The organism is Streptomyces sp. TLI_146, from assembly GCF_002846415.1.
In the GTDB taxonomy this organism is placed as follows: Bacteria; Actinomycetota; Actinomycetes; order Streptomycetales; family Streptomycetaceae; genus Streptomyces.
In genome coordinates this window covers 451,396-465,862 of sequence record NZ_PJMX01000001.1, presented here as the reverse complement: position 1 = coordinate 465,862, position 14,467 = coordinate 451,396, and the positions used below count along the sequence as shown (strand labels likewise).

General features: G+C 70.5%; 15 protein-coding genes. 6 read left to right on the top strand and 9 right to left on the bottom strand.

Annotated features, from left to right (window positions below; all coding sequences use genetic code 11):
* Positions 1-134: 134 nt before the first annotated feature.
* Complete coding sequence (locus BX283_RS02180) at positions 135-392, top strand: DUF6461 domain-containing protein (RefSeq protein ID WP_306822858.1); 258 nt, start codon at positions 135-137, stop codon at positions 390-392.
* Positions 393-615: 223 nt separating this feature from the next.
* Here BX283_RS02180 and BX283_RS02175 read toward each other — a convergent pair whose 3' ends face one another.
* The 3 genes from BX283_RS02175 to BX283_RS02165 form a co-directional block, all read right to left on the bottom strand.
* Complete coding sequence (locus BX283_RS02175) at positions 616-2,496, bottom strand: ABC transporter ATP-binding protein (protein WP_257584219.1); 1,881 nt, start codon at positions 2,494-2,496, stop codon at positions 616-618.
* A gap of 137 nt (positions 2,497-2,633) precedes the next feature.
* On the bottom strand, positions 2,634-3,152 hold the full coding sequence (locus BX283_RS02170; RefSeq protein ID WP_101385966.1) for an NUDIX domain-containing protein: 519 nt from the start codon (positions 3,150-3,152) through the stop codon (positions 2,634-2,636).
* Positions 3,149-3,592 carry an NUDIX domain-containing protein gene (locus BX283_RS02165; RefSeq protein WP_101385965.1) on the bottom strand — a complete coding sequence of 148 codons (444 nt, stop codon included), beginning with the start codon at positions 3,590-3,592 and terminating at the stop codon, positions 3,149-3,151. The genes BX283_RS02170 and BX283_RS02165 overlap by 4 nt, the downstream gene beginning before the upstream one ends.
* A gap of 1,325 nt (positions 3,593-4,917) precedes the next feature.
* Between BX283_RS02165 and BX283_RS02155 the strand changes: the two genes are divergently transcribed.
* Both BX283_RS02155 and BX283_RS02150 read left to right on the top strand, forming a co-directional pair.
* A complete protein-coding gene (locus BX283_RS02155; RefSeq protein WP_373979091.1) occupies positions 4,918-5,064 on the top strand; it encodes a hypothetical protein in 147 nt (48 codons plus the stop codon).
* Entirely contained in the window at positions 5,061-5,390 is a 330-nt protein-coding gene (locus BX283_RS02150; RefSeq protein WP_101385963.1) for a hypothetical protein, read from the top strand. Before BX283_RS02155 ends, BX283_RS02150 begins: the two co-directional genes overlap by 4 nt.
* 172 nt (positions 5,391-5,562) lie before the next feature.
* On the opposite strand, the gene BX283_RS02145 is transcribed toward BX283_RS02150, so the two are convergent.
* The 3 genes from BX283_RS02145 to BX283_RS02135 form a co-directional block, all read right to left on the bottom strand.
* Positions 5,563-6,501 (bottom strand): cellulose binding domain-containing protein, encoded by a 939-nt coding sequence (locus BX283_RS02145; protein WP_373979090.1) that lies wholly within the window; start codon positions 6,499-6,501, stop codon positions 5,563-5,565.
* A protein-coding gene (locus BX283_RS02140; RefSeq protein WP_373979516.1) for an IS5 family transposase occupies positions 6,498-7,285 on the bottom strand; the annotation gives its coding sequence in 2 pieces (ribosomal slippage) (positions 6,498-6,952 and positions 6,952-7,285; 789 coding nt in all). The genes BX283_RS02145 and BX283_RS02140 overlap by 4 nt, the downstream gene beginning before the upstream one ends.
* Before the next feature lie 24 nt (positions 7,286-7,309).
* Positions 7,310-8,977, bottom strand: a complete 1,668-nt coding sequence (locus BX283_RS02135) for a glycoside hydrolase family 9 protein (RefSeq protein ID WP_373979089.1) — start codon at positions 8,975-8,977, stop codon at positions 7,310-7,312.
* A 78-nt stretch (positions 8,978-9,055) separates the two neighbouring features.
* Between BX283_RS02135 and BX283_RS02130 the strand changes: the two genes are divergently transcribed.
* Positions 9,056-9,289, top strand: coding sequence for a hypothetical protein (locus BX283_RS02130; RefSeq protein WP_101385962.1), 234 nt, complete (start codon positions 9,056-9,058; stop codon positions 9,287-9,289).
* Between the two features lie 21 nt (positions 9,290-9,310).
* Here BX283_RS02130 and BX283_RS02125 read toward each other — a convergent pair whose 3' ends face one another.
* Positions 9,311-10,825: a glycoside hydrolase family 43 protein gene (locus tag BX283_RS02125; RefSeq protein ID WP_101385961.1), complete on the bottom strand. Its 1,515-nt coding sequence runs from the start codon at positions 10,823-10,825 to the stop codon at positions 9,311-9,313.
* A gap of 291 nt (positions 10,826-11,116) precedes the next feature.
* Between BX283_RS02125 and BX283_RS02120 the strand changes: the two genes are divergently transcribed.
* Both BX283_RS02120 and BX283_RS39945 read left to right on the top strand, forming a co-directional pair.
* Entirely contained in the window at positions 11,117-11,293 is a 177-nt protein-coding gene (locus tag BX283_RS02120; protein WP_373979524.1) for an ROK family protein, read from the top strand.
* A 119-nt stretch (positions 11,294-11,412) separates the two neighbouring features.
* Positions 11,413-11,643 carry a hypothetical protein gene (locus BX283_RS39945; protein WP_143676346.1) on the top strand — a complete coding sequence of 77 codons (231 nt, stop codon included), beginning with the start codon at positions 11,413-11,415 and terminating at the stop codon, positions 11,641-11,643.
* A 170-nt stretch (positions 11,644-11,813) separates the two neighbouring features.
* On the opposite strand, the gene BX283_RS02115 is transcribed toward BX283_RS39945, so the two are convergent.
* Entirely contained in the window at positions 11,814-13,250 is a 1,437-nt protein-coding gene (locus BX283_RS02115) for an endo-1,4-beta-xylanase (protein ID WP_257581742.1), read from the bottom strand.
* 117 nt (positions 13,251-13,367) lie between these two features.
* A complete protein-coding gene (locus BX283_RS02110; protein WP_257581741.1) occupies positions 13,368-14,405 on the bottom strand; it encodes a LacI family DNA-binding transcriptional regulator in 1,038 nt (345 codons plus the stop codon).
* Between the last annotated feature and the right edge of the window lie 62 nt (positions 14,406-14,467).

Here is a 14,467-nt window from a genome sequence, read left to right as displayed (position 1 = left end):
GCACATCTCGGCTCCTTAATCGAAGAGTTGGCCGATCTCTGGCTTGCCCGGTGCGAGTCGGAGCTTCGTGACCGGCGTGGTGCTGAGCGGCAGCGGGTCTCGCACTTCGTCAACATCAGCGGCTCGACTCGTTCCTGTGGGCCGAGGACACGACCGAGCGCCTGACGGTCGAGCCCGCAGTGCCCGACCGTCGCTGGGGAACAACTCCCGACGAACTTCTTGAAGCCATGCACCGCAGCGGCTTCCAGTTCTGGGACGAGACCTCCGACACCGCAGAACACCTGGCCGCGGAGGCAGCATTCGCCCTGGCCGAACACCTCACCGGAGTCCGCATCACACCCGAACTCCTCCAGGACACCACCTTCAGCTGTGCCAGCGCGCCGATCCGGTGAGGCACCCGGCCATGACCTCCCTCGCGTTCTACGGTGCGGCACTCGGGCTGAGTGATGACTCAGCAGACCGCCGGTCGTGGTTCCGCCACCGAGGCCGACGCGTGCTCCTGTCGTACCGCGGCGCATTCAGCCGATGGGCACACATCCCGACAGTCAGTCGCGCGTCAGTGGGCGGCCCCATGCCCGTGGAAGCAGTGGGGCCGCACTGAGACGGTCGGTGCGCTTACGGGGCTGGTTTTTCAGCGGGGACGGTGCGGACAGGCGGGTGCGGGATGACAGCGGACTGGTACTGGGCAGCCTGCAGTTCGTACAGGGCTCGGAAGGCCTTCGGGCCGGGGGTGTGGTCGGAGAGGAGTTCCTCGAAGGTGCCGCTTTCGACGACGCGGCCGTGGTCGAGGACGTGGATGAGGTCGGCGGCGCGTACGGAGCCGAGGCGGTGGGTGATGAGGATGACGGTCTGGCCCTCGTCGGCGAGGCTGCGGAACTCGTCAAACAGGCGCTGTTCCGCCTTCGCGTCGAGGGCAGAGGTAGGCTCGTCGACGATCAAGATCTCTCCCCGCCTGTAGTGGGCCCTGGCGATCCCGAGCCTTTGCCATTCCCCACCCGAGGGGTTGTGCCCGTCCTTGTATCCGCGGGCGAGCAGGGTCTTCCAGCCGTTGGGCAGCTCGGCGATCAGCTTCTCGGCACCCGCGTAGCGGGCAGCCCGGTCACGCCGTTCGGTGCTCGCGGGGATGTCGGAGCGGCCGATGCAGATGTTCACCTGGGCGGTGAAGGGCCAGCGGTAGAAGTCTTGGCCGACCATGGCGATGCGGGAGACGAGTTCCTGGCGGTCGGCTGTGCGGGTGTCCACGTCGTCCCAGCAGATGCGTCCGGTCTCGGGCTGGTAGAGGCCCGCGAGGAGTTTGACCAGGGTGGATTTGCCGCTGCCGTTCTCCCCGCACAAGGCGACGATCTTGCCGGTGGGAATGGTCAGGGAGGCACCGTCGAGCGCCCGCTTGTGTCCCGCCCCGTTGTGGGTGGCGCTGCCTGCCTTGCGGGGGTAGCTGAACACCACATCCTCGAAACGGATCTCGCGTGGCGCCGATGGCAGGGGACGGCCCCCGTCGGGAATGGCCCGGGCGGTGGCTTCCTCGCACAGTTGGTTCAGGTCCGCGACGAACAGGGACTCCTCGTGGCAGTAGTTGATCTGCAGGACGAGGTTGGACAGGCTGGCAGAACCGGAGCGGATGGCCAGGACGGCCGTGCCGCCCACGGACAGCGCCATCGCGCCGCTCCACAGCAAGACGCCCAGGGTGGCGTAGGCGGCTGCGGTGGCAAGTCCCGTCCACGCGGCGGCGATCAGCCCGGTACGTGCGGCGAGGCGGGCGAGACGGTGCTGCTCGGCTTCCTGGGCCATCGACATCTGCCGGTAGTGGTGCAGTAGATACGGCCCCACGTGGTGGACCCTGATCTCGGCGGCGGCCTCAGTCGACATCAGCAGCCGGCTGATCAGCTGCCCGGCCCGGGAGTGCTGGACCCACGTCTGGAAGGAGGCGTAACGGCGCCGTGCCACCGTCAGCGCCGACCAGGAGCTGGGCACCGTCATCGCGACCAGCAGGACGATCAACAGGGGGTGCAGGACCACGAGCACGGAGGCGGCCGCGGCGAGCGACATCAGGCCGGTGACAATGTTCTGCACGTACTTGACCAGGCGCCGCGCCGATCCGGCCCCGTAGGAAGCGCTGTCGAGGAGCCGGTGGAACTCGTCGTCCTCGATGGCCTCCAGTTCCACGGTGGCGGTGTGGGCGAGGTACTGCTCGGTGGCCACCCGCTCCACCTTCGGCTCCAGCCGCCCCGTCCCGGCGGTCGAAGCGGCCCGCAGCACCGCTCCCACACCGGCGGCGACGGCGGCCACCATGATGGCCGTACCCGCGGCGGAGAGCCGCTGGGCCGTGGTCCCGCCCGCCAGCATGTGCGCCAGGACCCGGTTCACCGCGACCAGCCCGACAGCCTGGCAGATGCCCCGGCCGACCTCCGCGCCTGTGACCAGGCGCAGCGCCTGGCGGTCGGCCTGCCACGCCAGCTTGACCGTGAGGGCGATGAGCCGCGGCAACCGCACGAGCATGGCTCGCAGATTCAGCTCCAGGAACGCCTCGTCATGCTTGTTCCAGCCCAGGTCGTAGCGTAGGGACCCGCCGAACAGGGCCTCCTCGGAGGCGGACACCACCGCGGTGTCGACGGTTTCGGGTTTCCGGAAGAACCTCACGGACGGTCACCTCCCGCCGGTGCGGACGGCGCCAGCCCTTCCAGGTAGACCGGCGCCGCACCGGTGTGGGCGGCCGCGCGGACGGCCGCCGCCAGAAGCCGCGCGTTCGTCGCGCACATCGCGCCCGAGGCCTCGGCCGGATCCCACCAGTCCCATCCGAGCAGTTCCCTCGCCGGTACGCGGATGCGGGCGTCGGGGTGGATGGTCGCGGCGAAGACGAACAGGTGGCAGGCGAACGGCTGGTGCCCGTATGCCCCGATGCGGCCCGCGGGCAGCCACTGCACCACCAGCAGACGGCCCGCGGTGACCGCCACACCGGTCTCCTCGCGGCCCTCGCGTTCGCAGCACTGAAGCGGAGTCTCACCCCCGTGGGGGCCGTCGTCGGCCTTTCCGCCCGGCATCACCCAGCGCCGGGTCCCGGCATGGTGGACGAGCAGGACACGACCGTCGGCGCGCTGGATGAACGCGGCGGCCGCCGAAGTGGCCATCGCGCGCTGAGGCTTGACGGTGTTCATGCGCCCCACCCCATGTCGGTGTAGGGGCGGCCGGCGGCGATCGCGGTCAGGGCGACGGCGGTGTAGTCGACGAGCGGGGAGGGAAGCGACGCATACGGGTACCAGGCCACCCGTGTGTGCCGGTCGGGTTCGCAGACCTTCGGCGTGCCCCGGTAGGCAAGGACGCGGAAGAACAACTGCATACGCGGGGCAGCGGAGCCCGCGTCGTAGTGATCGAGGACGTGGACCAGGCGCAGGTCCTGGGGATCGACACTCACGCCGAGCTCTTCCGTGCTCTCACGGACCGCGCAGGCCACTGAGGATTCCTTTTCGCGGTGGCCTGCGGGGACATGCCATGTATGGGGGGCGAACGGGGCGGACGGGGCCCGCAGTTGGAGGAGTACCTGGCCGGACTGTTCGAACAAGAGGTGAACGCCGACGATGGCGGTCTGCAAGGGCATGAGAGCTCCTCCGGTGCACGGGTGCGGACAGGTGCTCGGAAAACTGGGCCGGGCCGCCACGCGTAACGGTGACGACCGGGCGAATACTCGGACAAATATTCCATGTGGCGTGCTGTCCCCGCCGATGCGGGCCCAGCACGCCACAATTGCGATGTTCGAACCACCCGCCCGGGAGCCGGTACCCGATCCGGTGATTGCGCACCGGCTCTGCGGTGGGGAAGCCGCTGCCTGCTCACAGTCGTGGCAGCGGAGGCCGGTGAAGCGGGCCGTGATCAGGCGCTTCTTGTGTGTGTCTTGGCGGCTCTCGTCGGCGGTGCCGTGCTACCACCAGGCGGTGTTGTTGGTGCGGCCGGTGACGACGAACCGGTTTGGCGCGGTATCCGAGCTGTGCAGCACCCACTGGGGGCGCGGGGCAGGGCGGTGTCTCTGACGCCGGTGAGCTGGTCAGTGTGGTTGTCTTTCGTTGGCAGGTTGCGTGCGCGCGGCGGGCCATGTCGCGGGCGAGGTTAAGGGCGTCCTCGCTCAGGGGGTGGGCCTGTGCGGGAAGGGTGAGTGCGCGGGCACGTCCGCTGCGTTCGGGCAGGATTCCCACCTGCAGGGCATGGCCGGGGGGTCGGTTTCGGCCAGCAGCGCTACTCCTTCGCCGTGGCGGAGGAGGAAGTCGGTGAGTGCGTCCTGACTGCGGGCCACGGCGGTGCACCGCCACTCCTCACCGCCCCCGGTGTCGGTGGGCAGGGGTGCGGTGGGTGGCTGGACGGGCAGGATGCGCACCGGGGCCCAGGGGCAGGGTGTCGAAGATGCGGCGGGCTTCGGCGCGCGGCCGACTGCGCGTGTTGTTCTGCGTGTGATGGGGTAGGCGGACGCCAGTGTGAAGAAGGAGCTGGCGGGCGCTGTACTGGTGGGCGGCGGGGGAGCTGCCCAGGACACCGGAGCCCACATAGGCGATGCCCATCTGGTTGAGCAGGCCCTGGAGCGAACCGGCCTCCACGTGAGGGCCCCTGGGCACAGCAGCGGCCAAGGCCAGCTGACGAGCGTTCGCTCGGCGGGGTGGGCGTGCTGGTGTGATCAGTGCGGGGAGGCCGGGTTTGGTTTCGGGCCGGTGCTGGAGCAAGTGCACGTCGCCGCCGTCCTGGCCGGGTCCGCTGCGCACGTGCTGCCAGCCCCATCGGTCGCGTACGTGGTGAAGCAGGCGGGGGTGGGGCACCGTGCAGCGCACCCAGTCCGTGTGGGGAAGGAGCGGGCAATGCAATCCAGGGCCCAGCAGGCCATCATCCAGGCGGCGCGCCGCTGAGCGGGGGTGGGATGGGTGTAGAGGTGCTGAAGGCTTGTTGCCGTGGTACGGGCAGGCCACCGGGCGCCTGGAGAAGTACAACCGCGTCCTGCTGTGGCGCGAGTTGACCGGTGGCAGCGCCTTCGACCTCGACTACTGGGTCACCAGGGTCGCCAACCGTCCCGAGGGGGCTGCGGTATGACCGTCGAGACCACGATCCCCGCCTGGCAGGCCGCAGGCGATTCGGTACTGCGGCAGCAAGTGCTGGTGCTGTACCTGGCCACCTCCGCCCTGGACTCCTGGGTCGTCGGCTGGTCACAGTACGACGGGACCGGTCTGACCTCCCCGACCACGGGCGACAGCGACGAGCCGCCCTACGATTCGGGCGTGGCGGCTCTGCGTGACGGCTGGCGGCTGCTCCAGGCCGCGCAACTGATCCCGCCCGTCGGAGGGCACGAGTACGACGTGTCCTTTCTCAAGCACGAGTTCATCTTCGAGCGGATCGTAGAGGTGCGGGCGGAAGCTTGACGACGCCCAAGTCCTTGGCCAGCTGGGCCCATTCGGACGGCCTGTACGCGCTGGCTGTGAACTGCTCGCCGGTCCGGGCGACTCGCCGCTCATCGTCGGCTCAGTGGTGCCGCCGCGCGCGTCGTCATGGACGCGGGCGACGGCCCACCGGGCGGGGCCGATACTCAGGCACTCAGGAGCAGAGGGCACCGTTGAGGGAGTACCGTGTCGGCGCCGGGTTCGCACCCGAGTACGTCGCCTGGAATCCGAAACTCGCCTCGGCCCCGGGCGCCAGCGTGCCGTTCCAGCCGGAGTCCCTGGCCGTCACCGCGGCACCCGTCTGGTTCACCGTGGCGTTCCAGGCGTTGGTGATCCGCTGATCGCCCGCGAAGTTCCACCCGAGGGTCCAGCCCGAGACCGTCGACGACCCGGTGTTCTTCACGGTCACCGTCGCCGTGAATCCGTCGCCCCAGGAGTTGTCGACCTTGTACGTCACTGAGCAGGACGGCCCCGGCTGTGCTGTGTCGTCGTCCGCTTCCGTCGCGGTGAATGTCGTCGCTCTCACCCCTGGTCCGCCGACCGTGAACGTCGCGGTGCCCGCGAGCGCATCCGCGTCCTGTGCGGCGGACACCGAAACCCGCTGCTCCGTCGCCCAGTTGGCCGGTGTGAAGATGAGTGTGCTCCCCGACCCGGCGGCCAGGTCAGGGTCGCCGGAGCTCCGGGCTGCCGTCACGGTGACGTTCTGCGCGGGCGCGCCCGACAGTCGTACCCCCACCGTCGCCGAACCCCCTTCCGGGACCGTCACCGCCGTCGGTGTCACCTGGGCGGAGGGCGTCGCCGGGGTCCCGCGCCGCTCCGCCGCGAAGGCCGCCAGCCACGCCAGAGAGGCGTTCCAGTTGATCGCGACCTCGTTGGTCGAGTACGAGCCGATGTCGTCCACGTAGCACGCGGCCGGGGCGCAGCCCGGGAGCTTGGCCTTGGCCACGGGGTCCTCAAGGCCCGCGTTCGGCCCGCCCGCGAAGGAGCCGGCCGGGGGTGCGGCAGCGCGGCGTCGTTCTGGTGCGCCCAGAAGCGGTGGTGCTGGTTCTCCGCGAAGCGCTCTCCGTAGCCGGTGACGTAAAGGACATTTCATTTGGGGAGCCTGCGGTGGCAGATGAGGGTGGCGGCGAGGGCGGTGAAGGCGAGGAAGTGTTCGGGCTTGCGCTCGTATCGGCGGTGGAGTCGTCGGCATCCGCCAAACCAGGCGATGCTCCGCTCCACCACCCACCGGTGCCGGCCCAGGCGTTCAGAACTCTCCACACCCCGGCGTGCGATGCGAGGCGTGATGCCTCGCGAGCGTAACCATCGTCGCAGGTGGGGATAGTCGTATCCCTTGTCGCCGTGGAGCTTGTCCGGCCGTCGCCGACGGGGTCCACGACGAGATCGGATGGGTGGGATGCCACGGACCAAGGCCTCGAAGGCCTGGCTGTCGTGCAGGTTGGCCGCGGAGATGCCGATCGAGATCGGCAGTCCGTTCCGGTCGACGATCATGTGGATCTTCGAGCCGTTCTTGCCGCGATCGGTCGGATTCGGTCCCGTCAGCTGCCCCCTTTTGTCGCCCGGACACTGACCGAGTCGATCGCGCACCGCGACCAGTCCAGCTCGCCCTGAGCACCGAGTTCGTCAAGGACGAGGCGGTGGAGCCTGGCCCACACGCGGGCCTCGGACCACTCGGTGAACCGCCGGAACGCGGTCACGCCCGACGGCCCGAAGCCGGGCGGCAACTGGTTCCATGTGCATCCTGACGTGGCCACGAAGACGATCGCGGCCAGGACCTCACGGTCGCCGTGCTGGCGTCGGCGCCCGCCGCCCTGCGGGCGAACCGGCGCCGGCGGCACCACCCGCTGGAACAATTCCCACAAACCGTCCGGCACCATCCGCTCAACAATCTGGCTTGCCACTCAGCCAGCATCCCGCAAGATCACACCAAACGAAATAGCTTGGTAGGAGAGGTCGAGCGCGTTGCGGCCGAGCAGGTAGTCCAGGGACTCCAATGCCCCGAAACGGTAGCGCTGTTGGCCGGTCAGCTCGTACGCGACGGCCAGCACCATCGCGTTGTTGGTGACGGCGCTGTTGGAGCCCCACACGTACCCGGTGGTGGCGAGCGGTACCGCGTAGCCCTGGCCGGACATGGTGGACAGGTGGCTGTCGGCGGCCGACGTCAGGAGAGAGCGCAGCCGGGCGATGTCGTCGGAGGGCAGGGCCACGCCGGGCACGGTGGCGAGGGTGATCCGGCCCAGCGTCGCGGTGCCGCCCCACCAGAACGCGTCGACCGGCTTGGTGTGGTGCGGGGAGGAGGTGACGGCGTCCCGGTACTGCGACTCGCCGGTGGTGGCGAGGAGTTCGGCCGCCGCCCAGTAGAACTCGTCGCTGACGTCGGCGTCCTCGTACGCCCCGCCACCGGTGTTGTCGGTCGCGGGGGCGAACACGTTCGGGTTGGCCTTGGCGGCTGTCCAGGCGCGGCGGGCCGCGTCCAGACAGCGGGCCGCGAAGCCGGCGTCGTAGGGCGCGTACACCCGGGCGCACTGCGCGGCGGTGGCCGCCAGATTGAGTGTGGCGGCGGTCGACGGCTTGTGCAGCTCGCGCTGTGCGTCATCGAGTTCGGGACGGGTCGGCAGTGCGGTCCACTGGTCGTCATGCACCTTGTGGAAGGCCATCCCGGCCATCGGCTTGCCCGCCGGGACCTGCATCCGCAGCAGGAAGTCCAGCTCCCAGCGGGCTTCGTCCAGCACGTCCGGTATGCCGTTGCCGCGCTCCGGCACCCGCAGGGTGGAGTCACCGACCGCCGCGTCACCGCCCGAACGCTTGGCGCGCTCAAAGGAATTGACCATCTCCCAGACGGATATCCCGCCGTTGACCACGTACTTTCCCTGGTCGCCCGCGTCGTACCAGCCGCCGCGCACGTCGAGGCGGTAGTCGCACACGCCCGCCTGACACGGGACGCTGGTGTCCCCCTTGTTCGGGGCGACGCCCAGGTGTCCGGCGGGGCGGGCGTAGGCGCTGCCCGCGAGGGCGGCGTCGATCGCGATGCCGCTGCGCTGCTGGTAGAAGAACGACATGCTGTCGGCGCGCAGCGCGTCGTACAGCGACGCCGAGATGTCGAACGGATGGCTGACCTGGCCGCCGACGGTCAAAGTGAACCCGGTCCCGGTGCCGGCGAACGCGCCGAAGTCCACCAGGTGGGTGGACTGGCCGGACGCCTGGTCGGCGCCGTGCACTGTCGTGGAGCCGGAGGCCGCCACCGCACCCGAGCCGTTGCGCAGCTGCCAGGCGAGCGGTCCGGACGCGGAGCTGACCACAGTGGCCTGCTTGGGGCCGTCGGGCAGGTAGCCGAGCTGGTTGACCCGCACGGGGCTGTCGGCGGACTGGGCGAGGGCGGCGGTGGTCGCGTCGGCGGAGTGCGCCGGAAACGCGGTGGCGGTGAGACCACCGGCGGCGAGGGCGAGGCCGACGAGAACGGCGGCCGCGTGGTGCGACAGGCGACGACGAGTGTGGGCAGGAGGCACGGGTGGGGCCTTCCTCGGTGGGGGTGGGGACGGGAAGGGGATATGGGAGCGCTCCCATCCCATCAAGCCAGCCTTGTGGGGTACGCGTCAAGATGCCTGCAAGGCAGGAGAGGTGACGGACCCTCAAATACGAGACGTTGGTTGCCCAGGTTCCGGCTGGGCCGCATCTTGGCGACGGCGTCCACGGCGGAGGAGGGGACTCTGGCCGTCGCCCGTGCCGGTTCCCTCGTGCTGTCGGGCGCGGCGAGTGCCGTGGTGCCGGTCAGCCCGGGCACGACGGCGAGCGCCGACAGCAGGGCGGGCCAGGCGGCCGCGGCTCCGGACGCGGCGGTGCGCTGGTTGTTCTATGTCCTTCACGTGTCGTCCCTTTCGTGAGTGGGGGGGCCTGACGGACCGTCAGGAATCCGGATGCGACTCGTAGTCGAACCAGTCGAAGTGGACGGTCCCGGCCGAGGCGTACATGCCGATGACCCGTCCGGTGAAGCCGCCCGCCACCTCGGTGGACAGGTACCGGCCTTCGAGCGTGGCGAGCACGGTGAGCGTGCCGTCGGCCTCCTCGACTCCGAAGGAGAGGAGGTCGGGACCGGTCCGCGCGTCCTGCGGGGGGTGCGGCGTGATCTCGACGCCGAGGATCACCGGCCCGTCGGGCACCCGCAGGGCCGCCGCCTCGGGGCGCAGCGGGCCGATGCGGGCGAACACCTTGACCACTCCGGCGGCTGCCTCGATCTCGTAGTGGTGCCGCTCGTCGAGCCGGACGGCAAGGCCGCCCCGTCCCTGCGCCGGGTCGATCAGTGTGCGCACCCGGCAGGACAGGTGCTGCTGGCGACGGCCGACGAACACCGCGTCCGGTTCGTCGAGTGAGCTCCCGGCGGCGCGGAGGGTCAGCCAGCCCGGCCGCTCCACGGTGGTGCAGAGCCGTGCGGGCCGTTCGCGTACCGATATCCAGCGCGGGTGCAGCTCGGTGTGGTCGAAGTCGTCCCGGACCGGTGTGTCCGGGCCGGGCTTGAGCGGCCAGCCGGGTGCGGGTTGCTCGGTGGAGAGCTCGCCGACGACCGGCCAGCCGTCCACCCAGTCGACCGGGGCGAGGAAAGTCTCGCGGCCGAGCACGTGCCAGCCGGGGGTGCCGCCTTGCGGGCGCACGCCGAGCAGCACCATCCACCAGGAACCGTCGGGCGCCTGCACGAGGTCGGCGTGCCCGGTGTTCTGGATGGGGTGGCTGGTGCCGCGGTGTGTCAGGATCGGGTTGGCCGGGCACGGCTCGAACGGGCCGGAGGGCGTACGGCCGCGGGCGATGGACACGCCGTGTCCGCGCTCGGTGCCGCCCTCGGCGATGAGCAGGTACCAGGAGGCGCCGATCCGGTACAGGTGCGGCGCTTCGGGGGCCAGGGCGCCGGGCGTACCGGACCAGAGGTGCTGCGAGGGGCCGGACGTCAGGCCGGTGAGCGGGTCGATGCGGACCTGGGACACCCCGGCGACGGTGCAGTAGCAGGTGCCGTCCTCGTCCCAGGCGATGTCCGGGTCGATGCCGTGGACGCCGGGCAGCCTGATGGGCTCGGACCAGGGGCCGGCCGGATTGGTGGCGGTGAACAGCAAGTTGCCCTCGCCGTGCGCCACGTTGGTGACGATCAGCCAGAAACGGCCGTCGTGGTGGCGCAGGGTGGGTGCGTAGATCCCGCCCGACGAGGGGGAGTCTGATGGCAGGCGCAACTGGCTAGGCCGGTCGAGGGCGTTGCCGATCTGGGTCCAGTGCACCATGTCGCGGCTGTGGAAGACGGGCACGCCGGGGAAGTACTCGAAGCTGGAGCACACGAGGTAGTAGTCGTCGCCGACGCGGCAGATGCTGGGGTCGGGATGGAAGCCGGGGATCACGGGGTTGGTGACGGTGCGGTCCACTGCCTGCTGGCCTGGCATGGGATGAGTTCCTTTCGCGGAGGGAGCCGACGCCCTGGCTCATCGGCGCGCACGGGGGCACGGGGCGTCGCAGACCGGGATGCTGAGCGGCCAGGCAGTCAGGGCGTGGGGCAGGTCGGCGCGCGGTGCCTTTTGGACGGCCACGGCCTGGTGGGCCGAGGTGCCGGCCTGGGGTCGGAGTTCGTGGAGCCCTCGGAGGCGTGGATGTGGCCGAGGAGGGCGGTGGCCTGGTGAAGGCGACTTCGTCGAGGCGGCGAGTACGAGGAGACCGCGCCCGGAAGAGGGGCCGCACTGATCCTGAGCGGTCAACTACTGCGGGGCGCCCACGGTTTCGCGGGCGAAGTCGGCCATCTGCCCGTCCACCTGGAAGGGCCCCGTTGTGCCTGCGGCGCACGCGGCTGCCTGGAACTGTACGCGGGGGACGGCTGTGCTCCGTGTGGCCGGGCTCGCCGACACGGGCGCCGGTGACCCGGTCGCCGGTGACCTGGTCGCTCCGCTGGTCGAGCGGGCGAGCGCCGGGGACGCACCCACCTTGCGCGCCCTCGACGAGGCGAGGGCGAGCCCTGGGCCTCGCCCTCGCCTCGGCGGTGCACCTGATCGACCCCGACGCCTCCGTCCTCGGCGACGCCTGCACCGAACTCGCCGACTGGCTTTTGTTGTCGGTACGCGCCGAACTGGTCGCCCGCGTCACTGTTCGGCCCTGGACTCCCAAGGCGCTGTGCCCTTCCACCCTGGGCAGGCGAGGCCCCGTACGGGGTGCGGCACTGGTGATGGTCCAGCAGATCATCGCCGATCCCACCCGGCTGCCCGTGCGCTGAAGGGAGCAGTGCCAGCGGTGGCGTGGCGGGCCGGGCTGGTGCGGTGGCGCGGGCCGGGCTGGTGGCGATGCCGGGCGCGGTGTGCCCGTAGGACGCAGGTGGTTGCGGTGATCGACACGGCAGCCAGGTACGCACACCGTTTAGGCAGACGTGCCGTCGCGGGCATCACTTCAGGAGGTTGTGCAGGCGGTGCCGTTGAGGCTGAACGAGGTGGGGAAGGCGGTGTCGCCGGTATGGGTGGCCTGGAAGCCGAACGAGGTGGCGGCGCCGGGGGCCAGGGTGGCGTTGTAGCTGAGGTTCGTGGCGGTGACCCGGCCGGTGGCCGGGGTGAGTGAGGCGTTCCAGCTGTTGGTCACGGTCTGGCCAGCAGGGAGGGTGTAGGTCAGGGCCCAGCCGTTGAGTGCGGTCGAACCGGTGTTGGTGATCGTGATGTCCTCGGTCAGGCCGGTGTTCCAGGGGCTGACTTTGCCGCTGACCTGGCAGGAGGCGCCCGGGGGAGTGGGAGTGGGAGTGGGGGTGGGGGTCGGGCTGGTGGTGCCGCCGCCGAGGGCGTTGGCCGAGGCCGTGTAGGCCGGCTTCGGCTGGTAGTTGGCGTCATACAGGGTGGCGGCGCCGTAGCCGGGGAAGGTGCCGGGAATCCAGGAGTCCGGGTCGCCGACGCCCCACTGGGTGAGGCCCACACAGCCGCTGACGGTGAGGCAGGTGTTGACCACGGACGCGTAGTCGCCGGCCTGTCGGGCGAGCTTGTCCGCGCTCGGGGGCAGTGGCATACGGTCGTCGAGCTCGGTGATCGCGACGTTGACGCCGAGTGCGGTGAACCGCTGGAGGTTGGCCTTGAAAGACGAGGGGATCTGGCCGAGGATGAAGTGCGCCTGGAAGCCGACGCCGTCCAGGGGGACGCCCTGGCCCTTGAGCGACTTCACCAGGTTGTACATGGCGTCGCTCTTCGCGTTAAGGCCCTCGATGTTGTAGTCGTTCAGGTACAGCTTGGCGGTCGGGTCGGCCGCGCGGGCGGTGCGTAGCGCGTCGGCGACGTAACCGCTGCCCATCGCGTTGTAGAAGGCGTCGGTGCGGAAGGATCCGTCCTCGTTGAAGGGTTCGTTCACCACGTCCCAGGCGTACAGCTTGCCCTTGTAGTGGGTCACTTCGTTGTTGATGTGGTTCTCCATCGCGGTTTTCACCTGCGAGCCGGGGAGGCTGTTCACCCAGGACGGGAGCTGGCTGTGCCAGACCAGGGTGTGGCCGCGCACCCGCATCGAGTGGGTCTGGGCGAAGGAGACGAGACGGTCGGCGGGGCCGTAGCTGAAGCTGCCCCGGGAGGGTTCGATGGTGTCCCACTTCATTTCGTTGGTGGGGGTGAGCATGCCGAACTGGCTGCCGGCGACGGCGGTGAGGGGGGCGTTGTTGAGGTCGCCTTGGGAGATGGCGGTACCGAAGTAGAGGCCGTTCGCCTCGGCGAGCGAGCGCAGGGTGGTACCTGCCGCGCCGGCCTGGCCGGTCGGCAGGAGCGTGACGGCGGCCAGGGCTACGGCGGCGGTGGCGGCGGCTGCGCCAAGGGCGCGCCGGGGGTGTGTGGGGCTGGGGAGACGGAGCGTCCGGACGGACACCGGCGTGGTCCTTTCTCTGTGGGGGAGAAGAGAGGGACGTGCGGTGGGACAGGGAACGCTGACCGCGCGGAGACGGGTCGAATGTTTCGAAGTCTCCGCCGATTCTGTCGAGTGAGGTTAGAACCCGGCTGATGCTCCGTCAACCGTCCGGGGAGGGGTTCGTGGAGGGGCGGTGCTGCTCCGCTCGACCAGGCTGGTGGCCAGGTCCACCCGCAGGGTGCCCGGCCGGGTGCCGTGGGCGAGGTCGATCACCATGCGGGCGGCGACCTCGGCCATCTCGGTCAGCGGCTGGCGGACGGTGGTCAGCGGAGGACCGACCCAGCGGGCCAGCGGCAGGTCGTCGAAGCCGACCACGCTGAGATCCTCGGGGATGCGCAGCCCCCGTTCGCGGGCGGCCTCGTAGAGCCCGAGGGCCTGGAGGTCGTTCCCGGCGAACACGGCGGTGGGCCGGTCGGGCATGCCCAGGAGCTCAAGCCCGAACCGGCGGCCCGCCTCGTGGTGGAAGTCGCCCTCGCGGACCAGCTCCGGGTCGTACGCGATGCCCGCCATGTCGAGCGCTGCCCGATAGCCGTCTGCCCTGGCCCGGCCGCACATCATCCCGGCCGGACCGCCGATGAGCCCGATCCGCCGGTGGCCGAGGTGGAGGAGGTGGCGGGTGGCGGCGAGGCCGCCGTCCCAGTTGGTCGTCCCCACGGCGGGCACTTCCTGGCCGGGGTCGCCGGCCGGGTCCATCACCACGAACGGGATGTCGCGGCCGGCCAGTTGCTCCTGCTGGGAGCGGTTCAGGCCGGACAGGACGAGCAGGACGCCGGTGGGGCGGCGGGCGAGCACCCCGTCCACCCACGACTGCCCCGGGGTGAGCCGCCCGGAGGACTCCGAGAGCACGATGCTCAGGCCTTCGTCGCGCGCCACGTTCTCGACGCCCCGGATCACCTCCATCGCCCAGGCGCTCTCCAGCTCGTGGAAGACCAGTTCGAGCAGGGGACTGGCCTGGGTGCCGCGCCGCCGCCGGTAGCCGTGGCGGCGCAGCAGCTCCTCGACCCGCTCCCGGGTGGCCGGGGCGACATCGGACCGGCCGTTGAGGACTTTCGAAACAGTGGGGGCCGAGACCCCCGCCTCCCGTGCGATCTCCGCGAGCGTCGCCGCTTGGGTCACGAGCCCCTCCTGTACCGCCCCGAGGGGCGAAATCCGCTGTGGGTGGCCGACGGCACGGATGC